Origin of the sequence: Pseudomonas sp. Pseusp88 (assembly GCF_047303955.1) — a bacterium.
Lineage (GTDB): Bacteria > Pseudomonadota > Gammaproteobacteria > Pseudomonadales > Pseudomonadaceae > Aquipseudomonas.
Window position 1 is genome coordinate 107,535 of record NZ_JBGLYM010000019.1, and the last position, 22,455, is coordinate 129,989.

The 22,455-nt window shown below is 61.3% G+C and carries 18 protein-coding genes; 12 read left to right on the plus strand and 6 right to left on the minus strand.

All coding sequences use genetic code 11. The features are described 5' to 3' along the window. Positions 1-40: 40 nt before the first annotated feature. Genes ACCD02_RS21590 through ACCD02_RS21640 form a run of 11 tightly spaced genes read left to right on the plus strand, consistent with a single transcriptional unit; the run spans position 41 to position 10,732 of the window. A complete protein-coding gene (locus tag ACCD02_RS21590; RefSeq protein WP_413306285.1) occupies positions 41-697 on the plus strand; it encodes an outer membrane lipoprotein carrier protein LolA in 657 nt (218 codons plus the stop codon). Then, the gene (locus ACCD02_RS21595) at positions 687-3,023 is read left to right on the plus strand and encodes an MMPL family transporter (protein ID WP_413306332.1); all 2,337 of its coding nucleotides are present in this window, start codon (positions 687-689) and stop codon (positions 3,021-3,023) included. Before ACCD02_RS21590 ends, ACCD02_RS21595 begins: the two co-directional genes overlap by 11 nt. Then, positions 3,020-4,183: a sodium:proton antiporter gene (locus ACCD02_RS21600; RefSeq protein ID WP_413306288.1), complete on the plus strand. Its 1,164-nt coding sequence runs from the start codon at positions 3,020-3,022 to the stop codon at positions 4,181-4,183. Before ACCD02_RS21595 ends, ACCD02_RS21600 begins: the two co-directional genes overlap by 4 nt. Beyond that, complete coding sequence (locus ACCD02_RS21605) at positions 4,170-5,432, plus strand: NAD(P)/FAD-dependent oxidoreductase (protein WP_413306291.1); 1,263 nt, start codon at positions 4,170-4,172, stop codon at positions 5,430-5,432. The genes ACCD02_RS21600 and ACCD02_RS21605 overlap by 14 nt, the downstream gene beginning before the upstream one ends. Next, positions 5,429-6,163: a class I SAM-dependent methyltransferase gene (locus ACCD02_RS21610; protein WP_413306294.1), complete on the plus strand. Its 735-nt coding sequence runs from the start codon at positions 5,429-5,431 to the stop codon at positions 6,161-6,163. Before ACCD02_RS21605 ends, ACCD02_RS21610 begins: the two co-directional genes overlap by 4 nt. Then, a complete protein-coding gene (locus tag ACCD02_RS21615) occupies positions 6,160-6,663 on the plus strand; it encodes a hypothetical protein (RefSeq protein WP_413306296.1) in 504 nt (167 codons plus the stop codon). Before ACCD02_RS21610 ends, ACCD02_RS21615 begins: the two co-directional genes overlap by 4 nt. After that, positions 6,660-7,856 carry a beta-ketoacyl-[acyl-carrier-protein] synthase family protein gene (locus ACCD02_RS21620; RefSeq protein ID WP_413306298.1) on the plus strand — a complete coding sequence of 399 codons (1,197 nt, stop codon included), beginning with the start codon at positions 6,660-6,662 and terminating at the stop codon, positions 7,854-7,856. Before ACCD02_RS21615 ends, ACCD02_RS21620 begins: the two co-directional genes overlap by 4 nt. Continuing rightward, positions 7,853-8,308 (plus strand): hotdog family protein, encoded by a 456-nt coding sequence (locus ACCD02_RS21625; protein ID WP_413306301.1) that lies wholly within the window; start codon positions 7,853-7,855, stop codon positions 8,306-8,308. The genes ACCD02_RS21620 and ACCD02_RS21625 overlap by 4 nt, the downstream gene beginning before the upstream one ends. Next, the gene (fabG, locus tag ACCD02_RS21630; protein ID WP_413306304.1) at positions 8,305-9,033 is read left to right on the plus strand and encodes a 3-oxoacyl-ACP reductase FabG; all 729 of its coding nucleotides are present in this window, start codon (positions 8,305-8,307) and stop codon (positions 9,031-9,033) included. Before ACCD02_RS21625 ends, fabG begins: the two co-directional genes overlap by 4 nt. Next, positions 9,033-10,259: a beta-ketoacyl-ACP synthase gene (locus ACCD02_RS21635; RefSeq protein ID WP_413306306.1), complete on the plus strand. Its 1,227-nt coding sequence runs from the start codon at positions 9,033-9,035 to the stop codon at positions 10,257-10,259. Before fabG ends, ACCD02_RS21635 begins: the two co-directional genes overlap by 1 nt. A gap of 26 nt (positions 10,260-10,285) precedes the next feature. After that, the gene (locus ACCD02_RS21640) at positions 10,286-10,732 is read left to right on the plus strand and encodes an excinuclease (protein ID WP_413306308.1); all 447 of its coding nucleotides are present in this window, start codon (positions 10,286-10,288) and stop codon (positions 10,730-10,732) included. 122 nt (positions 10,733-10,854) lie between these two features. Here the strand turns inward: ACCD02_RS21640 and ACCD02_RS21645 are convergent, their stop codons facing one another. Together ACCD02_RS21645 and ACCD02_RS21650 are read right to left on the minus strand one after the other, a co-directional pair. Then, complete coding sequence (locus ACCD02_RS21645) at positions 10,855-11,694, minus strand: S1 family peptidase (RefSeq protein WP_413306311.1); 840 nt, start codon at positions 11,692-11,694, stop codon at positions 10,855-10,857. A 259-nt stretch (positions 11,695-11,953) separates the two neighbouring features. After that, positions 11,954-12,844, minus strand: a complete 891-nt coding sequence (locus ACCD02_RS21650; RefSeq protein ID WP_413306314.1) for a LysR substrate-binding domain-containing protein — start codon at positions 12,842-12,844, stop codon at positions 11,954-11,956. Between the two features lie 237 nt (positions 12,845-13,081). Here ACCD02_RS21650 and ACCD02_RS21655 point away from each other — a divergent pair, with 237 nt between their 5' ends. Then, positions 13,082-14,332, plus strand: coding sequence for an MFS transporter (locus ACCD02_RS21655; protein WP_413306335.1), 1,251 nt, complete (start codon positions 13,082-13,084; stop codon positions 14,330-14,332). Between the two features lie 71 nt (positions 14,333-14,403). On the opposite strand, the gene hemE is transcribed toward ACCD02_RS21655, so the two are convergent. From hemE to ACCD02_RS21675, 4 genes are all read right to left on the minus strand, one after another. After that, positions 14,404-15,468 (minus strand): uroporphyrinogen decarboxylase, encoded by a 1,065-nt coding sequence (hemE, locus tag ACCD02_RS21660; protein ID WP_413306316.1) that lies wholly within the window; start codon positions 15,466-15,468, stop codon positions 14,404-14,406. Positions 15,469-15,695: 227 nt separating this feature from the next. Next, positions 15,696-17,114 carry an FAD-dependent oxidoreductase gene (locus tag ACCD02_RS21665; protein WP_413306319.1) on the minus strand — a complete coding sequence of 473 codons (1,419 nt, stop codon included), beginning with the start codon at positions 17,112-17,114 and terminating at the stop codon, positions 15,696-15,698. Positions 17,115-17,234: 120 nt separating this feature from the next. Next, positions 17,235-21,680 (minus strand): glutamate synthase large subunit, encoded by a 4,446-nt coding sequence (gene gltB, locus ACCD02_RS21670; RefSeq protein ID WP_413306322.1) that lies wholly within the window; start codon positions 21,678-21,680, stop codon positions 17,235-17,237. 357 nt (positions 21,681-22,037) lie between these two features. After that, a partial coding sequence (locus ACCD02_RS21675; protein WP_413306325.1) for an SPOR domain-containing protein occupies positions 22,038-22,455 on the minus strand: 418 nt, incomplete at its 5' end.

Below are 22,455 nucleotides of genomic sequence, written 5' to 3' on the forward strand. Positions count from 1 at the left end.
ATCCGACGCATGTTTATCGCCTGAAACAGCGCTTTCGCGAATGAATTCGCTGCCACAGAGTTCCGGTGATTCAGCAGGTCTTGCGCTGTTTCATAAAAACATCCTGCGCCGCATTCTGTGCGTCCTCGCCCTCATCACCCTGGCCCCCCTGGCTCACGCGTTCGATCTGCCTCAGCTGAGCGAACAGCTGTCCAGGCCAGTGGTGGTGCGCGGGAACTTCATTCAGGAGAAACATCTAAGAGCCTTGCCGCAACCCTTGATCAGCAAGGGCCGGTTTGTCCTGGCCAAGGAGTTCGGCTTGCTCTGGCTGCTCGATACCCCGCTCAAGCAGGACTACCGCATCGTCCCGGCAGGTATCTCGCGCCGTGACGGGCGGAGCTGGCAGTTGCTGCCGAACAAAAGTGCCGGAGCCGAACAGAACCGCCTGTTCCTGGCGGTACTGCAAGGCGACAGCAGCGGCCTGCAACGGGATTTCGACCTGCAACTCAAGGGCGATCCCCAGGCCTGGCAACTGACCCTGACGCCGCGGTCGCTGCTGCTGCAACAGGTGTTCAAGCAAATCAATATCGATGGCGGTGCTTTGGTACAGCGTATCGAACTGTTGGAAACCCAGGGCGACAGCACCGTGCTGAAGATGATCGACAGCCAGAGCGTCCCGGCCCTGAGCGATGCGGAGCGTAATGACTTTGCCCAGTGAACGTCTGTTGCCGCGCCTGTTTCTGATCATACTGCTGGCGGTACTCGCCGTCGCGGGCTGGCAATGGCGCGGTGCTGCGCCGCTGTCGGCCAATCTCATGGAACTGGTGCCGGGTACCGCCCCTGATGCCCTGGAATTGCTCGCGGAAAAGCGCATGCAGGAGCCGCTGAACCGGGAGATGCTGGTGCTGGTCGGCCACGCTGACCGCGAACAGGCGATCAAGCTGGCGCAGACCCTGGCAGGGCAATGGCAGGCCAGCGGGCTGTTCGAGAAGGTCCAATGGAGCTTGCAGGCCGATCTGCCAGCGCTGCGCACGCAACTGCTGCAAGGCCGTCTGGCGATGCTGTCTGCGGCCGATCGCAGGCAATTGATCGAACAACCTCAAGCCTTTATCCAGCAACGCGTACAAAACCTCTTCGACCCATTCGGCGGCTTCAGTCTGGTGCCGAGCCAGGACGACTGGCTGGGTCTGACCGGACGAATCCAGAGCGGCATGCCCAGGCACGGTTCGGTGCAGCCGGATATCGGCAGCGGCGCGTTGATCGCCAGCAGCGATGGCATCAGCTGGGTATTGTTGCGCGCCCGTACCCAGGGCGATGCCTTCGATATGCACCTGCCGTTGCGGGTCGCGGATCTGGTGGACAGCGCTCGCCAACAGGTTATGCAGGATCACGGCCAAATGCTGGCCGCCAGCGGCCTGTTGTATGCCGCCGATGGTCAGCGTCAGGCCACCCGGGAAATCACTTGGGTCGGCGGCGGCGCCACGGCGGGGATTCTGCTGTTGCTGCTGTTGGCCTTCCGCCGCTGGCGAGTACTGCTGGCCTTCGTCCCGGTACTGGTGGGCATGGTGTTTGGTGCCGTGGCTTGCGTCGCACTGTTCGGCCATATGCATGTGATGACATTGGTCCTGGGCTCCAGCCTGATCGGCGTGGCGGTGGACTACCCGCTTCACTATCTGTCCAAGAGCTGGACCCTCAAGCCATGGAAAAGCTGGCCCGCCCTGCGCCTGACCCTGCCCGGCCTGAGCCTGAGCCTGGCCACCAGTTGCATCGGCTACCTGGCCCTGGCGTGGACGCCCTTTCCGGCACTCACACAAATCGCGGTGTTTTCAGCAGCCGGACTGGTCGGCGCCTACCTGACCGCCGTGTGCCTGCTACCCGCGCTATTCAATAACGTCGAACTGCGCCCGGCGCACTGGCCGCTGCGCTTTAGCGAGCGCCTACTGGCCTGTCGCGAAGCTCTGTTGCGGCGCATCGGCACGCCCTGGCTGCTGGCGCTGCTGTTGTTGTTTTGCATTGGCGGCCTCTGGCACCTGACCACCCGCAACGATATTCGCCAATGGATTTCCGCACCGCCGCAATTGACCCAGCAAGCGCAAAGCATCGCCCGCATCACCGGCTTCCAGCCCACCAGCCAGTTTTTCCTGGTGCGGGGCAAGGACCCGCAACAGCTGCTGGAACGGGAAGCGGCTCTGGGCCAGCGCCTCGACCAATTGGTAGATATGAACAAGCTGCAAGGCTATCTGTCCCTCAACCAGATCGTCGCCTCGCCTGCTGAACAACAGGCCACACGCCAGGCCCTGAAACGTCTGCCCGAGCTCTGGCAGCCACTGCTTGAGTTGGGCGTTCCCGCCGATGCCTTGCAGGCCGAGCTGAACAAGCTCCAGGCCTTGCCGATCGCCGATATCGACAGCGTCCTGGCCGGACCGCTGGGTGAGCCCTGGCGCACGCTGTGGCTGGGTGCGAATGAGGACGGTGTCGCCGGGATCGTCAGCCTGCAAGGCCTTAACGATGCCATGCTGATGCGTGTTCAGGCCCAGGGGCTTGAAGGCGTGGTGCTGGTTGACCGGCTCGGTGAGCTGAACAGTGTGTTCGCCAAGACCCAGGTCAGCGCGGCCGAACTGAAACTGCTGTCCTGCGCATTGATCGTCCTGCTGCTGATCGCACCGTTCGGCTTCGGCGGCGCCCTGCGCATCGTCGCGCTGCCGCTGTTGGCGGCCTTGTGCAGCCTGGCCAGCCTCGGTTGGCTGGGGCAGCCGCTGACGCTGTTCAGCCTGTTCGGCCTGTTGCTGGTGACGGCGATCAGCGTCGATTACGCAATCCTCATGCGCGAACAGGTCGGCGGGGCTGCCGTCAGCCTGTTGGGGACCTTGCTGGCCGCGCTGACCACCTGGCTATCCTTCGGCCTGCTGGCGGTGTCCAATACACCAGCCATCAGCAACTTCGGCCTGTCGGTCAGCCTGGGCCTGGCGTTCAGCTTCATGCTCGCGCCCTGGGCCGCGCACAAGCCGGTGGCGGTGCCGGCTGGCGCAGAGGCCACGCCATGATGATCCTGCTGTTCTGGCTGATGACACTGCTGCTGTTCGCCCTGGCTACGCGCCTGGGTCGGCGGCTGGGGCTGATCCCCATCGTCAGTCAGTTACTGCTGGCGAGTCTGGGCCTGCCGCTGTTGATGCTGTTCTGGATCGAACCTCACTGGCAGCTCAGCGGCGCGCAACTGATCAGCCCGACCTGGCTGAAATCCCTGTACGGCCTGAGTTTCGCCATTGTCCTGGGGCATATCCTCAGCGATGTGATTGACCTGCATCTGGACCGCCAGAGCCTGAAGATCGCCCTGCCCAGTTTTACCGTGCCCTTCGTCACCGGAGTGGCCTGCGCGCTGTGGCTGCTGCCGCAACAGTCCTGGCTCAGTGATCTGGCCATCGGCCTGGTCTTCGCCATTACCGCCATTCCGGTGCTGTACCTGTATCTGCGCCATATCGACTATCCGCCCAGCGCCATCAAGCGCCTGGTGCAGACCGCGATCCTCATCGACCTGGCCTGCTGGAGCCTGTTCGGCCTGGCCCAGGGCAGCCTGCATCTGAGCAGCCTGTTGCTGCCGCTGCTCGGTGCCTGTGTGCCGTTACTCCTGCGCGCCTTGCAATTGCGTCAGCCAAAGCTCTACAGCACCGCCTTCTTCGCCTTGCTGGTGGTGGCCGAGCATTACAAACTCAATGCGCTGATCTTCGGCATTGGTTATCTGCTGTGCATGGCAGGGCTGAAACAGCCATGGGTGGCGCCGATCAATCCGCTATGGCTGCAACGCTTGCAGAACCTGTTGGCAATCCCGCTGATCCTCACGTTCGGTATTGTCCAGATCAACCTGCACAGCGCCATGGTCGAACTGGGCTGGCTGCAACTGGCCATGCTGATCCTGCTGCCCATCACCAGTAAAATCCTTGGCAACTGGCTGGGTCTGCGCTGGGCCACGCCATCGTTCAGTGGCGCCAGCCGCTGGCGCGAAAGTCTGCTGCTGAATATTCGCGGCCTGAGTGAAATCGTTTTCCTCAATCTGCTGCTGCAACAACAACTGATCAGCCCGGCGTTGTACTTCGCGCTGATGCTGATGAGCCTGACTGCCACCCTGCTGCCCGCGCTGGCCGGCATGGGGCGTGTGCCGTCTCCCAAATCAATCGAACAGGCAGGGAAATCTTGTGCCCGTAACTGACAGGCAAGACACGGATAGAGAAAGCCGTACCGTTGTAGTGATCGGCGCAGGCCCGGCCGGGGCCATCGCCGCTGCACTGCTCAAACGCAACGGTCACGACGTGCTGATCATCGAGCGCCAGCAGTTTCCGCGCTTTTCCATCGGTGAAAGCCTGCTGTCCCACTGCCTGGATTTCGTCGAAGAAGCAGGCATGCTCGAGGCGGTCAACGCCGCCGGTTTCCAGAAGAAGAACGGCGCCGCCTTCGCCTGGAAGGATCATTACAGCGCATTCGACTTCGGCGATACCTTCAGCCAGGGCAAGCCCACGACTTTCCAGGTTCAGCGCGGCGAGTTCGACAAACTGCTGGCCGATCAGGCCGAGCTGCAGGGCGTGGAGATTCGCTACCAGCAAGAGATCATTGCCGCCGACTTCAGCGCCACCTGCCCCGTGTTGGCCGTACGGCGCCTGGACGGCAGCGAGTACAGCGTCGAGGCGCAGTTCGTTCTCGACGCCAGTGGTTATGGCCGTGTGCTGCCGCGCATGCTGGATCTGGAAGCACCGTCGAATTTTCCGCTGCGTCAGGCGGTATTCACCCACATCGAAGACCGTATCGACAGCAAACGCTTCGACCGCGAGAAAATCCTCGTCAGTATCCACCCCGAGCACCGCGACGTGTGGTTCTGGTCGATTCCGTTCAGCAATGGCCGCTGCTCTCTGGGCGTGGTCGCTGCTGCCGAACGCTTCAAGGACAAGCCAGCCGACCTGGATGCCTGCCTGCGTCAGTTCGTCGATGAAACGCCGCACCTCAAGAGCCTGCTGGAAAACGCTGTATGGGATACTCCGGCGCGCACCATCGGTGGCTACTCGGCCAACGTCAAAAACCTGCACGGCCCAGGCTTCGCCTTATTGGGCAACGCTGCCGAATTTCTCGACCCGGTATTCTCCTCGGGCGTAACCATCGCCATGCGTTCGGCGAGCATGGCCGCCGGCCTGCTGCATCGCCAGTTGCAGGGAGCGGCCGTGGACTGGCAAAGCGAGTTCGCTGTGCCGCTCAAGCGCGGCGTGGATACCTTCCGCGCCTACGTTGAAGGCTGGTACGACGGCAGCTTCCAGGACGTGATTTTCTACCCCGACAGCACGCAGGATATTCGCAGCATGATCAGTTCGATCCTTGCCGGTTACGCCTGGGATGAACGCAACCCCTTTGTCAGCGAACCCAAGCGACGCTTGCGCATGCTGGCCGAACACTGCGCTGGAGGTGCGGCATGAGCGGTCCGTTCCTGAGCGACAGCTACGTCGAGGAAACCCGTTTCGGCCTGTGGTTCCTGCGCAGCCATACCTGGCAGCATCATGTGCTGCGGGTAGCGATCAACGATCTGCGCAACCTGTTCGATAGCGAGTTGCCCAATGCCCCGGTGCTGCTGGATGCGGGCTGCGGCCAGGGCAAATCCTTCCGCCGCCTGCGTGAGGTATTCGCTCCATCGCGCCTGCTGGGCGTGGATGCCGACCCTGACAGCCTGACCACGAGCCGTGCCGAAGCCCGTGCCCAGGGTATCGATATCGAGCTGATCGGCAGCGACTGCGCGGCCCTGCAGTTGCCCGACGCCAGTGTCGATCTGCTGTTCTGCCATCAGACCTTCCATCATCTGGTCGAGCAGGAGCGGGCCCTGGCCGAGTTCTATCGTGTGCTCAAGCCCGGCGGCTATCTGCTGTTCGCCGAATCCACCGAGGCCTATATCGATACCTGGGTGATTCGCTGGTTTTTTCGCCATCCGATGCACGTACAGAAAAGCGCCGCGCAATATTTGCAGATGATTCGCGACCAGGGCTTTGCCTTCGGTCCACAGAACGTCTCCTACCCCTATCTGTGGTGGAGCCGGGCCAAGGACTTCGGCCTGCTGGAACGTCTGAAGCTGCGCAAGCCCAAGCCGTTCGGCCAGCGCGAAGAGACCCTGGTCAATGTGGTGGCGCGCAAGCCACTCGACGGGGCAACTCCATGATTCGCGCATTGTTGCTGTGCTGCGTCCTGCTGCTGAGTGCCTGCTCCACGCATCAGGCGCCGCTGCCGACGATCCTGCCGCACCTGCAAACGCCGCTGCAATTGCATATCCAGCGCCAACAGGGCGAACAGCGTCAGGACTGGCTGCTGATCATTCAGCAGGAACCCCAGGGGCTGCGTTGGTCGATGATGGACCCGTTGGGCATTCCCCAGGCGCGGCTGTTGTTGATCAACGGCCAGTGGCAGGCGGACGGCCTGTTGCCGCCCAATCCCGAAGCCCGCGAACTGTTCGCCGCGCTGCTGTTCGCCCTGACACCCGACACCGAACTGCGCAATAACTATCCCGAGGCGCAACGTCGGGGCACCCATCGCCACCTGGAGGAGCGCTGGACAGTCGAATACCACAGCGCCAATGTCTTCGACCTGGACGTCAGACGCGATCAAGACAGCCCGGCGGTCAGTTATGGCGTCAGCCCGCTGAACAGCGAGACCGCACCATGACCGCCTATCTCAACGCCGTGGGCCTGATCTGCGCCTTGGGCGAAGGCCGTGCCGAGGTCTCCCGCAAGCTGTTCGCCGCCGATGATTCGGGCATGTGCGCAGCAAGCGGCTGGGTGCCGGAACGCCACCTGCCAGTGGGCGCGGTGAAAGCCGAACTACCGCAGCTGCCAGCCGATCTCGCCGCCCACCAGAGCCGCAACAATCAACTGCTGTTGGCCGCGACTCAGCAGATCGAAGGCGATATTGAGCAGGCGATCCAGCGTTACGGGCGCGATCGTATCGGCGTGATCCTTGGTACCAGCACCTCGGGCATCGATGAGGCCGGTCGGGGGATTGCTGCCTGGCTGCGCGACCAGCAGTTCCCCGCCGACTATCAGTACCCGCAGCAGGTCCTCAGCGCACCGGCCAATTTCCTTGCCGACTGGCTGCAACTGAGCGGCCCGGCCTACGTGATTTCCACCGCCTGCACTTCCAGCGCTCGCGCCCTGCTCAGCGCTCGCCGGGCCTTGGACATGGGGTTGTGTGACGCCGTGCTGTGTGGCGGCGTGGATACCCTGTGCAAGCTCACGCTGAACGGCTTTTACGCACTGGAAGCGGTTTCCGCACAACGCTGCAATCCGTTCTCGCAAAACCGCGACGGTATCAATATCGGCGAAGCCGCCGTGCTGTTCCTGATGACCCGCGAACCGGGCGACGAGCATTCGATCGCCCTGCTCGGCGCGGGCGCCAGTTGCGACGCACACCATATCTCCGCCCCCGAGCCCAACGGCCGTGGCGCCCAACAAGCCATGCAACAGGCACTGGCCAGCGCCGGGGTAAAGCCCGGGCAGATTGGTTACCTGAACCTGCACGGCACCGCGACCAGTCATAATGACGCCATGGAAAGCCTGGCCGTAAACGCCATCTTCCCGCAGGGCGTGCCCTGCTCGTCGACCAAACCCCTCACCGGCCACACCCTGGGCGCGGCCGGTGCATTGGAGGCAGCGTTCTGTTGGCTGAGCCTGGCGCCGGAAAACACCGCACAGGCGCTGCCGCCGCACCTCTGGGACGGCCAGCCCGATCCCGAACTGCCCGCCTTGAACTGGACCACTGCAGATACCCGGCTTGCACCGGCCTCTTCCCGCTACCTGATGAGCAATTCGTTTGCCTTCGGGGGTAATAACATCAGCCTGATTATCGGAGACGCCCCATGATCGACTGGCCGCTCGCCGAACTGCTGCCCCATGCCGGCGACATGATCCTGATCGATGAGGTCGTGGCGTTCGATGAGGAACAGATCCATACCCGCCTGACCGTCACCCCCGGTGGCCTGTTCAACCTGGCCAACGGCGACATGCCGGCGTGGGTCGGGGTCGAACTCATGGCCCAGAGCGTCGCCGCCTACGCCGGATGCCAGGCTCGCACGAAGGGTGAAGCGGTGGAGCTGGGCTTTCTGCTCGGCAGCCGCAAGTTCGAATGCAATGTCGAGCAGTTTCCTGCCGGCAGCCTCCTGCAAATCCACGCCCTGCGTTCACTGCAGGACGACAACGGCATGGGCGTGTTCGAATGCCGTCTGACCGGGCCTGGTATCGAAGCCTTCGCCCGCCTCAATGTTTATCGCCCACCCCATGCCGCCCAATACCTGAACGAAGGAGCCCGCACATGACTGACTCGATACTGGTCACCGGCTCCAGCCGTGGCATCGGCCGCGCCATCGCCCTGCGTCTGGCCAAGGCAGGTTTCGACCTGATCCTGCATTGCCGCAACGGTCGTAACGACGCCGAGGCCGTACAGGCCGAAGTCGTCGCCCTGGGGCGGCAGGCGCGCATTCTGCAATTCGACGTGGCCGACCGCGAGGCCTGTAAACGCATCCTTGAACAGGATGTGGAAAGCCACGGCGCGTACTACGGCGTGGTGCTCAATGCCGGGCTGACCCGCGACGGCGCCTTCCCGGCCCTGAGCGACGATGACTGGGACGTGGTACTCAGAACCAACCTCGACGGCTTTTACAACGTCCTGCATCCGGTGATGATGCCGATGATCCGCCGCCGCGCGGCCGGACGCATCGTCTGCATCACCTCGGTCTCGGGGCTGATCGGCAATCGCGGCCAGGTCAACTACAGCGCTTCCAAGGCCGGTTTGATCGGCGCCGCCAAGGCCCTGGCCATCGAACTGGGCAAGCGCAAGATCACCGTCAACTGCGTGGCGCCGGGGCTGATCGATACCGCCATGCTCGATGAAAACGTACCGGTGGAAGAACTGATGAAAATGATTCCCGCACAGCGCATGGGCACACCGGAAGAAGTCGCTGGAGCGGTGAATTTCCTTATGTCCGCCGAAGCGGCCTATATCACCCGCCAGGTCCTGGCCGTCAATGGAGGCCTGTGCTGATGAAACGTGTGGTTGTCACCGGCATGGCCGGTATCACTTCCCTGGGCAGCGACTGGGCCAGTATCGAAGCCAACTTCAACGCCAACCGCAGCGGCATCCGCCGCATGGACGAATGGGATCGCTTCACCGAACTGAACACCCGCCTGGCCGGCCCCATCGATGACTACGCCGTGCCCGCGCACTGGACGCGCAAGCAACTGCGCAGCATGGGCCGGGTATCACGCCTGGCTGTGGGCGCATCAGAGATGGCGCTGATCGATGCCGGGCTGCTCAACGACCCGATCATCCGCGACGGCCGCATGGGCACCGCCTGCGGTTCGTCCACCGGCAGCACCGACGAGATCAAGGCTTTCGGCAATATGCTGCTCAACTCGGTGGCGGTGGGTCTCAATGCCAACTCCTATGTGCGCATGATGCCCCACACCACGGCGGCCAATATCAGCATCTTCTTTGGTCTGACCGGGCGCCTGATCCCCACGTCCAGCGCCTGCACCAGCGGCAGCCAGGGCATCGGCTATGCCTACGAATCGATCAAGTTCGGCCGCCTGCCGCTGATGCTCGCCGGTGGCGCCGAAGAACTGTGCCCGACCGAAGCCATGGTCTTCGATGCGCTGTACGCCACCAGCCTGAAGAACGACGCCCCCCAGACCAGCCCGCGCCCCTACGACAGTGGTCGCGACGGCCTGGTGATTGGCGAAGGTGGCGGCATGCTGGTGCTGGAAGAACTGGAACACGCCCTGGCCCGCGGCGCCCATATCCATGCCGAGCTGGTCGGCTTCGGCAGTAATGCCGACGGCGCCCACAGCACCCGCCCGGAGCAGGCGACCATGCGCCGCGCCATGGAGCTGGCCCTGGAAGACGCCAATCTGCCCCCCGAAGCCATCGGCTATGTGAACGGTCACGGCACCGCCACGGAACAGGGCGATATCGCCGAAACCCTGGCCACCAGCAGTCTGTTCGGCTCGCGCATGCCGATCAGCTCGCAGAAAAGCTTCCTCGGCCATACCCTCGGTGCCTGCGGGGCACTGGAATCGTGGTTCTGCATCGAAATGCTCAATCGCGACCGCTATATCCATACGCTCAATCTGGATCAGGTTGACCCGCAGTGCGGCGAGCTGGACTACCTGCGCGGCGAGCCCCGGCAGATGAGTCATGAATACGTGATGAACAACAATTTCGCGTTCGGCGGTGTCAATACATCGCTGATCTTCCGACGCTGGTCCTGAGCCGTTATTCAACAAGGAGAGACACTATGAAATTGAAGTCCTGGATCGCCGCTGCGGCCATCACCCTGTCAGCGCTGCCCGCTGTCAGTCAGGCCCGCGACACGACGCACTACCTGCCATTTGACGCTGTGATAGCGCAGATGACCCAGGAGGGCAAAATCGACGGCAGCGTGAAGTTCTATCTGGCTGGCGTACAACCCAAGGGCAAAGTCACCGTTATCACTCCGGGCGCCGTGACCAACAAGAAAACCAACGCCTTTAACAAGACCGACCCCGAAGCCTGCAACTGGGTCGTGCAATCAGCCATCCTGCAACTGCAGGAAGCGGCGAAAAAAGTGAATGCCAACGCCGTGACCAATATCGTCAGCTTCTACAAGTCAGTAGAACGCAAAGACCCATCGACCTATGAGTGCCATGCGGGCGCGATCATGGCGGGCGTGGCGTTGAAAGGTGACCTTAGTAAGGTCAACTGATCCCTCTAGAGTCCTGTCTGGCAGGAGCCAACTTGTTGGCGAGCAAGCTTGACGCGCTGCGTCAGGTACGACGCTTCGCGAACAAGTTCGCTCCTGCCCCTGATGGAATACGACTCGCAAGATTATTTCTCATGCGCGGGAATAGCGGAGCAAACGCGTATACCCTTCGCGAGCGTTTCAAACTCTTTACACTTGTCACTGTTCATAATCACGTCCATCCAGTCCTGGAAGAACGAAATACGTGTGAATTGCCCTGACTCAATCAACCCGCGGCTCACCAGCCCCAATCCTATGAACTCGCCATTGCGCCTGGACAGCAAAGGCCCGCCGGAGTCGCCTCCGGCAGAAATGTCGGGCCCACAGACGTTGAGCGCAGGATCGAAGTTAGTATCCGGGTAGCCTTCAGGCACTTCGATGCATCGTCTGGTTTCGAGAATCGGCCCATCTGCGTGATAGAGATGATCAGGCATCGCACCAGATTCAATTCTGCCGAACCCTGGCAAAGTGACTATCTCGCCAACCTGCTCCCTTAAATGTTTGTCGAGCGTAAGAAAATTAGTGCTCTTGGCGGGCTCTTTTAACTTTAACAACGCGATATCGTACTGCCCTCTATTTCGCTCGTTTTTTGATTCGGCCGAGTAAGGCTGCCAGCCTTTGAAATCCTTGGGAATAAAAACGTCGGCGATCTCGCCTCTCTCGTCGCTTATTAACTCGGGACGGTACTCATCTATACCAATCTGAACATAGTAGGGTGACTGATCACGGATACAGTGCGCAGCGGTCAATACCCATTGCGCAGCGATGAGTGCTCCGCCACAGATATGCGCTCCGTCCTCTTTGGTAATAGTGGTGAAAAACTTATAGGTTCCTGCTGGAGCAGGCTCTCCACCGATAATTCGCTCCTGTGCTCCGGCGGTTAATGCAATGGCCAAAATACCTATAATTGGAATATACCTGTTCACGGCTCTCTCCTTGATTGCGCACTCCGATATTGTTAAATACGGCTCGCGCAAAAGGTACCGCTCATGAAGTCTTACGGATACTGTCAAAAATGCTAGTTTCCTGTCTGGCAAATACGTTCACTCTGGTCGAGTGGCTGGTTTTGTCAGGCAAGGCGCCGCGACGTGTCATAGCAGGGCTATGGGGAGGAGCGGCAACGCCGCCTGGCGAAATCAGACGTCGTCCAGATTGAACTGCTTATTTGCGAGACAGGACACCAGGTCACCCCGCCTGCTGGGTAACCAACTCGACAAACGCCCTGGCCCTGGGCGATTGCTGATCCTTGCGCTGGACCAGCCACACCGCGCTGGTAGCGTCCGGGTCGAGCAGGGTCCGATAGACCACGCCATCAATGCGCATGCGTTGGTAGGAGGCGGGCAATACCGTAACGCCCAGACCTGCAGCAACCAGGCCGATCAGTGTCATGGCTTCGACTGCTTCCTGAGCGAACAACGGCGTGAAACCGGCCTGGCGGGCGAGGTCAAGCAATTGCGCGCGCAGCCCACTGCCATAGGAGCGCGGGAAGAATACGAAAGGCTCGGTCGCCAGTGCCTCCAGGTACAACCCTTCCCCACCGTTTTTCGCCAAGGGGTGATCGGTGCGCAGCACGGCGACCAGTGGCTCGCGAAACAGCTCGACGGCTACGAGGGTGTCCGGCAGCGGCAGCGGGCGCATGATGCCGACCTGCATCGACTGATCTTCCAGTCCCTCGGCCACTTCGCGACTGCTCATTTCCTGCAGCGCCAGATGTACGTCCGGGAAGCGCTGGCGGAAGGCAAAGATAGCCTGGGGAATGCGTGAGGTGAACGGCGCCGACGCGGTGAAGCCGATCTTCAGCTCGCCGATTTCACCCAGTTGCGCCCGTCGCGCCACATCCGCCGCCTTCTCGACTTGCGCCAATACCAGGCGCGCCTCGACCAGAAACAATCGCCCCGCCTCGCTGAGTTCGACCCGACGATTGGTCCGTTCGAACAGCCGTGCGCCCAGTTCCTGTTCCAATGCCTGGATCTGTTGGCTCAATGGCGGCTGGGAGATGCCAAGCAGTTGCGCAGCACGGCCGAAATGCAGCTCTTCGGCGACAGCGATGAAGTAACGCAGATGACGGAGTTCCATGGAGGCCCTTGCATGATTTTTCTGTAAAAGATCCCGCCCCGTCTTCGACACAACGCTGCCGCAAAGCAAACGCAGAACCCTACAAAACTCATTTCCATTCAAACATAATCAAGTCGTTAAACATATCAAACAGGTCGAATAATATATTGGAATGAATCGTTAGCCAGCTATATTCTTTACTCATTGCCGCCCCCGACCACTTCGAGGTCCACCGTGAGAACTGCTGTTGCCCCCACCCTGCCTGCTGAAGAGACCGTCCGGATCGAGTCAGCAATTCCGTTGGGCGATACCTATATAGAGAAAGACACCCCCGCTTTCATGCGCACGGTACTGGCGCTGTTCTCCGGCGGTTTTGCTACCTTCGCCCTGCTGTACTGTGTGCAACCGATGATGCCGGTACTGTCCCGGGAATTCTCGATCAACGCCGCGCAAAGCAGCCTGATCCTCTCCGTATCCACCGCCATGATGGCCTTGGGTCTGCTGATCACCGGGCCGATTTCCGACCGACTGGGCCGTAAGTCGGTGATGGTCTTTTCATTGTTTTCCGCCGCACTGTTCACCATTGCCAGTGCTTTCATGCCGACCTGGGAAGGCGTGCTGGTCACTCGGGCTCTGATCGGGCTGTCCCTCAGTGGTCTGGCGGCCGTGGGCATGACCTATCTCAGCGAAGAGATCCACCCTCAGCATATCGGCCTGGCCATGGGCCTGTACATTGGCGGCAACGCCATTGGTGGCATGAGCGGGCGCTTGATTACCGGGGTACTCAGTGACTACGTCAGCTGGCATATGGCACTGGCGGTCATGGGCCTGATTGCCCTGGTCGCAGCCGGGGTGTTCTGGAAGATCCTGCCCGAGTCGCGCAACTTCCGCGCCCGTTCACTCCACCCACGCAGCCTGCTCGATGGCTTCGTCGTGCAGTTCCGCGATGCCGGTCTGCCGCTGCTGTTCCTCATCGGCTTTCTGCTGATGGGCTCCTTCGTGACCATGTTCAACTACATCGGCTATCGCCTGCTGGCCGATCCCTACAACCTGAGCCAGGCGGTGGTCGGCCTGTTCTCCATCGTCTACCTGTCGGGTATCTACAGCTCGGCAAAGGCTGGCGCCCTGGCCGACCGCCTGGGTCGGCGCAAGGTCCTGTGGGCATTGATCGTGATGATGTTGATCGGCGTCGCCTTGAGCGTGTTCACGCCGCTGGCGGTGGTGATCGTAGGCGTACTGATCTTCACCTTCGGTTTCTTCGGCGCCCACTCGGTGGCCAGCAGCTGGATCGGCCGCCGCGCAGTCAAGGCCAAGGGGCAGGCCTCGTCCCTGTATCTGTTCAGCTACTACGTGGGGTCAAGCGTGGCGGGTACAGGCGGCGGGGTGTTCTGGCACTACGCGGGCTGGCATGGCATCGGCGTATTTATCGGCGCGTTGCTGGTGGTGGCGCTGGTGGTAGCGTTGCGCCTGGCGAAGTTGCCGCCGTTGCAGGTGAATACACAGATTTAACCTGTGACTCATGTGGGACCGGCTTCAGCCGGGAAATCGCATTCCCGGCTAAAGCCGGTCCCACAGTTGTCTTACTGGTGATACTGCGCCGACAACTCATGCACCGCTTCGATGAAGACACCGGCATTGGCCGGGTCGACTTCCGGGGTGATGCCGTGGCCGAGGTTGAAGACGTGGCCGGTGCCACTGCCGTAGCTGGCGAGGATGCGGGCCACTTCCTGACGAATAGCCGTCGGGTTGGCGTAAAGCACAGTCGGGTCCATGTTGCCTTGCAGTGAGACCTTGGCGCCTACGCGCTGACGGGCCTGACCGATATCGCAGGTCCAGTCCAGACCCAGGGCATCGGCACCTGCCTCGGCGATGCTTTCCAGCCACAGGCCACCGCCCTTGGTGAACAGGATCACCGGCACTTTGCGGCCATCGTGCTCACGGATCAGGCCGCTGACGATCTTGCGCATGTAGGCCAGTGAAAATTCCTGATAAGCCGCCGACGACAGGCTGCCGCCCCAACTATCGAAAATCTGCACAGCCTGCGCACCGGCAAGAATCTGGCCGTTGAGGTAAGCAGTAACCGATTGTGCCAGCTTGTCCAGCAACAGGTGCATGGCTTGGGGGTTGTCGTAGAGCATGGCCTTGGATTTGCGGAAGTCCTTGGACGAACCGCCTTCGACCATATAAGTGGCCAGAGTCCAGGGGCTGCCGGCGAAGCCGATCAGCGGCACGCGGCCGTTGAGCTCACGGCGGATGGTGCTGACCGCGTCCATGACGTAGCCCAGGTCTTTCTGCGGATCAGGGATCGGCAAGGCTTCAATGTCGGCCATGGTGGTCACGGTTTTCTTGAAGCGCGGACCTTCGCCGGTCTCGAAGTACAGCCCCAGGCCCATGGCATCAGGCACGGTGAGGATGTCGGAAAACAGGATGGCGGCGTCCAGAGGATAGCGATCCAGCGGCTGCAACGTAACTTCGCAGGCGAACTCCGGGTTCTTGCACAGGCTCATGAAGTCTCCGGCCTGGGCACGGCTGGCGCGGTATTCCGGCAGATAGCGACCGGCCTGGCGCATCATCCATACCGGCGTGACGTCAACAGGTTGCTTGAGCAGGGCGCGAAGGAAACGGTCGTTCTTCAGGGCAGTCATGTCGGCATCCGGAAAAAAAGTGCGGGCATTTTCTCAGAGCGCGAGGCAAAAGGCACGGTAAGTACCGTGCCTTTTATCTATGGAGTCAATTTGTCGCGGGGTATGGCACCTCTGTGAGGCCGGCTTTAGCCGGGAAGAGGTCGGTCAATCCGATGCATTTGTTGCGTCAGAAATACCGTCTTCCCGGCTCGAACCGGTCCCACAAGCGCGGGGCCGGCAAAGCATCATCACACGCCCAGATAGTCGAGGATCCCTTCAGCCGCATTGCGGCCTTCGAAGATCGCCGTCACCACCAGGTCGGAACCGCGAACCATATCGCCACCGGCGAAGATTTTCGGGTTGCTGGTCTGGTGCTTGAACTGCGACTGCTCTGGCGCGATCACTCGGCCCTGGCTGTCGGTCTCGATGCTGTACTGCTCGAACCATGGCGCCGGACTCGGACGGAAACCAAAGGCGATGACCACGGCGTCGGCCGGGATGATTTCTTCGGAGCCGGGGATCGGCTCGGGGCTGCGACGGCCGCGGGCATCGGGTTCGCCCAGGCGCGTCTCGACCACCTTGACGCCTTCGACCTTACCGTCACCGACAATGGCGATGGGCTGGCGGTTGTAGAGGAATTTCACCCCTTCTTCCTTGGCGTTCTTCACTTCCTTGCGCGAGCCCGGCATGTTTTCTTCGTCGCGACGATAGGCACAGGTCACCGACTTGGCGCCCTGGCGGATCGAAGTACGGTTGCAGTCCATCGCCGTGTCGCCGCCGCCAAGGACCACGACCTTCTTGCCCTTCATGTCGACAAAATCATCAGCCGACTTTTCAAAGCCCAGGTTGCGGTTGACGTTGGCAATGAGGAAATCCAGGGCATCGTGCACGCCCGGCAGCTCTTCACCGGCAAAGCCGCCTTTCATGTAGGTGTAGGTGCCCATGCCCATGAACACGGCATCGAACTCAGTGAGCAGTTGCTCGACGGTAATGTCCTTGCCGACTTCGGTATTGAGGCGGAACTCGATACCCATGCCGGTGAAGACTTCACGGCGATGGCTCAGCACGGTTTTTTCCAGCTTGAACTCGGGGATACCGAAGGTCAGCAGGCCGCCGATTTCCGGGTTCTTGTCGAACACCACTGGCGTCACACCGCCGCGCACCAGTACGTCAGCGCAGCCCAGGCCAGCAGGACCGGCGCCGATAATGGCGACGCGCTTGCCGGTCGGCACGACCTTGGACATGTCCGGACGCCAGCCCATGGCGAACGCGGTGTCCGTGATGTACTTCTCCACCGAACCGATGGTCACTGCGCCAAAACCGTCGTTCAGGGTGCAGGCACCCTCGCACAGACGATCCTGCGGGCACACGCGGCCGCAGACTTCCGGCAGGGTGTTGGTCTGGTGGGACAGTTCGGCGGCGGCGAGGATATTGCCCTCGGACACCAGCTTGAGCCAGTTGGGAATGAAGTTGTGCACCGGGCACTTCCATTCGCAATACGGGTTACCGCAGCCCAGGCAACGATGAGCCTGGTCGGCGGACTGCTGAGGCTTGAACGGTTCGTAGATTTCGACGAACTCTTTCTTGCGCTGACGCAGCAGCTTTTTCTTCGGATCTTTACGTCCGACTTCGATGAACTGGAAGTCGTTACTCAGACGTTCGGCCATTCTCTGGAACCTCTACGGGCAGCTTCAAGCTATAAGCTTCAAGCTGCAAGAATCATGATCGCAGGCATCTCGCGCACTGCTGTTAACTTGCGGCTTGAAGCTTGCCGCTCGCAGCTGCTGTTATTGCGGATTCGCCGTGGTGCTGGAGAGCAACGACTTCAGGCTGGCAGCCTTGGGTTTGACCATCCAGAAGCGGCGCAGGTAGTCGTCCAGGTTTTCCCAGAGATTACGCCCCCACTCGCTGTCGGTTTCCGCGACGTACTCAGCCAGAACGCCTTCCAGGTGAGTGCGATAAGCCTCCATCGCCTCGCCGCTGATCCGCTGGATTTCCACCAGTTCGTGGTTGACCCGGTCAACGAAGGTGTTGTCCAGATCGAGCACGTAGGCGAAACCACCGGTCATGCCGGAACCGAAGTTGTAGCCGGTCTTGCCCAGTACGCAAACGAAACCGCCGGTCATGTATTCGCAGCAGTGGTCGCCGGTGCCTTCCACGACTGTGTGAGCACCGGAGTTGCGCACGGCAAAACGCTCGCCTGCGGTCCCTGCGGCGAACAGCTTGCCGCCAGTGGCGCCGTACAGGCAGGTGTTGCCGATGATGGCGCTGTCCTGCGTTTTGAACGGGCTGCCTTTAGGCGGAACGATGACCAGCTTGCCGCCGGTCATGCCCTTGCCGACGTAGTCGTTGGCGTCGCCTTCCAGGTACATGTTCAGGCCGCCGGCGTTCCACACGCCGAAGCTCTGCCCGGCAGTACCGGTGAAGCGGAAGGTGATCGGCGCCTTGCTCATGCCCTGGTTGCCGTGCAGCTTGGCGATTTCGCCAGAGATGCGGGCACCGATGGAGCGGTCGCAGTTGCAGATATCCAGCGCGTAGTCGCCGCCACTGAGGCTTTCGATGGACGACTTGGCCAGCTCGACCATCTTCTCGGCCAACAGGCCCTTGTCGAACGGCGGGTTGCGGTCGACCAGGCTGAACTGCGGCTTGTCGGCAGGGATATGATCGCTGCCCAGCAGAGGTGTCAGGTCCAGGTGGTGTTGCTTGTCGGTTTCGCCCGGCAGGATTTCCAGCAGATCGGTACGCCCGATCAGCTCTTCCAGGGAACGTACGCCCAGCTTGGCCAGCCACTCGCGGGTTTCTTCGGCCACATAGGTGAAGAAGTTGATCACCATGTCGACGGTGCCGATGTAGTGGTCCTTGCGCAGCTTGTCGTTCTGGGTCGCTACGCCGGTGGCGCAGTTGTTCAGATGGCAGATACGCAGGTATTTGCAACCCAGTGCGATCATCGGGGCAGTACCGAAGCCGAAGCTTTCCGCACCGAGGATGGCCGCCTTGATCACGTCCAGGCCGGTTTTCAGGCCGCCATCGGTCTGCACACGGACCTTGCCGCGCAGGTCGTTGCCGCGCAGGGTCTGGTGGGTTTCGGCCAGGCCGAGTTCCCACGGAGCGCCCGCGTACTTGATGGACGACAGCGGCGACGCACCGGTGCCGCCGTCATAGCCGGAAATGGTGATCAGGTCGGCGTAGGCCTTGGCCACACCGGCGGCGATGGTGCCAACGCCGGCTTCTGCCACAAGTTTCACCGACACCAGCGCAGCCGGGTTGACCTGTTTGAGGTCAAAGATCAGCTGCGACAGGTCTTCGATGGAATAGATATCGTGGTGCGGCGGAGGCGAGATCAGGGTCACGCCCGGCACGGCATAGCGCAGCTTGGCGATCAGGCCGTTGACCTTGCCGCCTGGCAGTTGCCCGCCTTCGCCCGGCTTGGCGCCCTGGGCAACCTTGATCTGCAGCACGTCGGCGTTGACCAGGTATTCCGGGGTGACGCCGAAACGGCCAGTGGCGATCTGCTTGATCTTGGAGCTGCGGATGGTGCCGTAGCGCGCCGGATCTTCGCCGCCCTCACCGGAGTTGGAGCGCGCGCCCAGACGGTTCATGGCCTCGGCCAGGGCTTCGTGGGCTTCCGGCGACAGGGCGCCGAGGGAAATCCCGGCAGAGTCGAAGCGCTTGAGGATCTGCTCCAGCGGCTCGACTTCTTCCATGGCCAGCGGTTGCTCGGCGGTCTTGACCTTGAACAGGTCGCGGATCATCGACACCGGGCGCTCGTCGACCAGTGCGGTGTATTCCTTGAACTTGCTGTAGTCGCCCTGTTGCACCGCGGCTTGCAGGGTCGCGACCACGTCAGGGTTATAGGCGTGGTATTCACCGCCGTAGACGAACTTGAGCAGGCCGCCTTGCTGGATCGGCTTGCGCGGGCTCCAGGCTTCGGCGGCCAGGGCTTTCTGCTCGGCTTCAATATCGACGAAACGCGCACCCTTGATGCGGCTCGGCACGCCACGGAAGCTCAGGTCGCAGACTTCCTCGGACAGGCCGATGGCTTCGAACAGCTGCGCACCACGGTACGAAGCGATGGTCGAGATGCCCATCTTCGACAGGATCTTGAGCAGACCCTTGGTGATGCCTTTGCGGTAGTTCTTGAACACTTCGTAGAGATCGCCCAGCACTTCGCCGGTGCGGATCAGGTCGCCCAACACTTCGTAGGCCAGGAACGGATAGACCGCCGAGGCGCCGAAGCCGATAAGCACGGCAAAGTGATGCGGGTCGCGAGCAGTGGCGGTCTCGACCAGGATGTTACTGTCGCAGCGCAGGCCTTTCTCGACCAGACGGTGGTGCACGGCACCGGTCGCCAGGGAGGCGTGGACCGGCAGCTTGCCCGGTGCGATATGACGGTCGCTGAGAACGATCTGGGTACGCCCGGAACGCACGGCTTCTTCAGCCTGATCGGCGATGTTGCGCACCGCGGCTTCCAAGCCAACACCTTCCTCGTAGTTGAGGTCGATGATCTGGCGCTCGAAACCCGGACGTTCCAGGTTCATCAGCGAGCGCCACTTGGCCGGGGAAATGACCGGCGAGCTGAGGATCACGCGGGAGGCGTGCTCTGGCGATTCCTGGAAGATGTTGCGCTCGGCACCGAGGCAGATTTCCAGGGACATGACGATTGCTTCGCGCAGCGGGTCAATCGGCGGGTTGGTGACCTGGGCGAACTGCTGGCGGAAATAATCATAAGGCGAGCGCACACGACGCGACAGCACGGCCATTGGCGTGTCATCGCCCATGGAGCCGACCGCTTCCTGACCCTGCTCACCCAGCGGACGCAGGACCTGATCACGCTCTTCGAAGGTGACCTGGTACATTTTCATGTACTGCTTGAGCTGATCCGGGCTGTAGAACGCCGAACCGTGGTCGTGGTCGTCGATGGTGGCCTGGATGCGCAGGGCATTCTTGCGCAACCACTGCTTGTACGGGTGGCGCGACTTCAGGCGGTTGTCGATCGCATCGGTGTCGAGGATCTGGCCGGTTTCGGTGTCCACGGCGAAGATCTGGCCCGGACCGACACGGCCCTTGGCGATGACGTCCTCAGGCTTGTAGTTCCACACGCCGATTTCCGACGCCAGGGTGATGTAGCCGTTGGTGGTAGTGACCCAACGCGCCGGACGCAGACCGTTACGGTCGAGCAGGCACACCGCGTGGCGACCTTCGGTCATCACGACGCCGGCCGGGCCGTCCCACGGTTCCATATGCATCGAGTTGTACTCATAGAACGCCCGCAGATCGGGGTCCATGGTCTCGACGTTCTGCCATGCTGGCGGAATGATCATGCGCACGCCACGGAACAGGTCGATGCCGCCGGTGACCATCAGCTCAAGCATGTTGTCCATGCTCGAGGAGTCGGAGCCTACGCGGTTGACCAGCGGGCCCAGCTCATCGAGTTCCATCAGGTCGTTGGCGAACTTGGTGCGACGGGCCTGGGCCCAGTTGCGGTTGCCGGTGATGGTGTTGATCTCGCCGTTGTGGGCGAGGAAGCGGAACGGCTGCGCCAACGGCCATTTCGGCAGGGTGTTGGTGGAGAAACGCTGGTGGAACACGCAGATCGCGGTTTTCAGGCGCTCATCGCTCAGGTCCGGGAAGAAGGCCGTCAGGTCGGCCGGCATCATCAGACCTTTATAGATAATGGTCTTGTGCGAAAAGCTGCAGATGTAATGCTCGGTGTCAGCGGCGTTGGACACCGACGAACGGCGACGCGCACTGAACAGTTTGATCGCAAATTCCTGATCGCTGAGCCCTTCGCCACCGATGAATACCTGCTCGATCTTCGGCAGGCGCTCCAGGGCCAGGCGGCCGAGTACGCTGGTATCGATCGGCACCTGGCGCCAGCCGATCAGATCCAGGCCTTCGGCGAGGATTTCACGGTTCATGTTTTCGCGCGCGGCTTCAGCCTTGGCGTCATCCTGATTGAGGAAGACCATGCCGACCGCGTACTGGCGCGGCAGCTCTTTGCCGAAGTGCTCGGTGGCAACGGCGCGCAGGAACATGTCGGGTTTTTGAATCAACAGACCGCAACCGTCGCCGGTCTTGCCGTCAGCGTTGATCCCACCACGGTGGGTCATGCAGGTCAGGGCTTCAATAGCCGTCTGCAACAGATGATGACTGGGCTCGCCTTGCATGTGAGCAATGAGGCCGAAACCACAGTTATCCTTGAATTCATCCGGATGGTACAGACCTGCTTTCATAGACACTTTCTCACCAGGCTGCCTCTCTGAGAGGCAAATTTCTTTTCAATTCAACCGGTTACCATCCACGCTGAACGTTCGCCAGCTTTGCGGGGGCAAATGGGAGGTCATTGTACACAGCGACACAAAGGCCCACAAATTTTACGACGAAGCGTCGTAAATTCGTGTCGCATTTATGAAAGTTTTACAGGCGGATTCCGTGCTAGTCAAAGTCCTTTTGGGTGATTCTGACTAACGCATCCTGGATTTGACATGTGTCTGTAACGCAGACACCACAAGGCGCGCTACCGGAAAGCAGCGCGCTCGTGGGCAATTCAGGAGAGCTGGGTGAGCGACCTGGGTAAGGTCGCTGCGACATCAGCGAGTGGCGCCGAGTTCCTGTTGGATACTGGCGACAGTACGGGGCCAAGGTTTACCAGCCTGAACCTTGGCTGGCAAGACCTTGATGGCGGCCAGGGCGGCAGCGCGGTCGGAAAAGCTACCGTAAGTCACGACATACAAGGGTTTGCCCTGTAGCGTTTTCTTGAAATAACGATACTCGCCGCCCTGCTCGGCCACGTAAGCCTGAGCGGTAGCTTCGGAGCTGGTGCCGAGAATCTGCACGACATAATGGCCTGGTGCCTGGCTGCTGTACCAGTTACCGCCCGCAGCCGGCTTGGCAGCGGCCGCTGGCTTCTCGGCCGGCTTCGGTGCTGGCTTGGCCGTGGCGACCTGCACAGGGGCTGGGGTCGGCGCAGGAGCCGGCTTGGCCGCCGGAGCAGGCGCAGGCGTTGGA

Bases quoted from the DNA above. Each gene is read 5' to 3' on its own strand.
- gltB (WP_413306322.1), bottom strand. From the start codon at position 21,680: ATGAAAGCAGGTCTGTACCATCCGGATGAATTCAAGGATAACTGTGGT.
- ACCD02_RS21615 (WP_413306296.1), top strand. From the start codon at position 6,160: ATGATTCGCGCATTGTTGCTGTGCTGCGTCCTGCTGCTGAGTGCCTGC.
- ACCD02_RS21610 (WP_413306294.1), top strand. From the start codon at position 5,429: ATGAGCGGTCCGTTCCTGAGCGACAGCTACGTCGAGGAAACCCGTTTC.
- ACCD02_RS21650 (WP_413306314.1), bottom strand. From the start codon at position 12,844: ATGGAACTCCGTCATCTGCGTTACTTCATCGCTGTCGCCGAAGAGCTG.
- ACCD02_RS21635 (WP_413306306.1), top strand. From the start codon at position 9,033: ATGAAACGTGTGGTTGTCACCGGCATGGCCGGTATCACTTCCCTGGGC.
- ACCD02_RS21620 (WP_413306298.1), top strand. From the start codon at position 6,660: ATGACCGCCTATCTCAACGCCGTGGGCCTGATCTGCGCCTTGGGCGAA.
- hemE (WP_413306316.1), bottom strand. From the start codon at position 15,468: ATGACTGCCCTGAAGAACGACCGTTTCCTTCGCGCCCTGCTCAAGCAA.
- ACCD02_RS21590 (WP_413306285.1), top strand. From the start codon at position 41: ATGAATTCGCTGCCACAGAGTTCCGGTGATTCAGCAGGTCTTGCGCTG.
- fabG (WP_413306304.1), top strand. From the start codon at position 8,305: ATGACTGACTCGATACTGGTCACCGGCTCCAGCCGTGGCATCGGCCGC.
- ACCD02_RS21625 (WP_413306301.1), top strand. From the start codon at position 7,853: ATGATCGACTGGCCGCTCGCCGAACTGCTGCCCCATGCCGGCGACATG.
- ACCD02_RS21665 (WP_413306319.1), bottom strand. From the start codon at position 17,114: ATGGCCGAACGTCTGAGTAACGACTTCCAGTTCATCGAAGTCGGACGT.
- ACCD02_RS21600 (WP_413306288.1), top strand. From the start codon at position 3,020: ATGATGATCCTGCTGTTCTGGCTGATGACACTGCTGCTGTTCGCCCTG.
- ACCD02_RS21640 (WP_413306308.1), top strand. From the start codon at position 10,286: ATGAAATTGAAGTCCTGGATCGCCGCTGCGGCCATCACCCTGTCAGCG.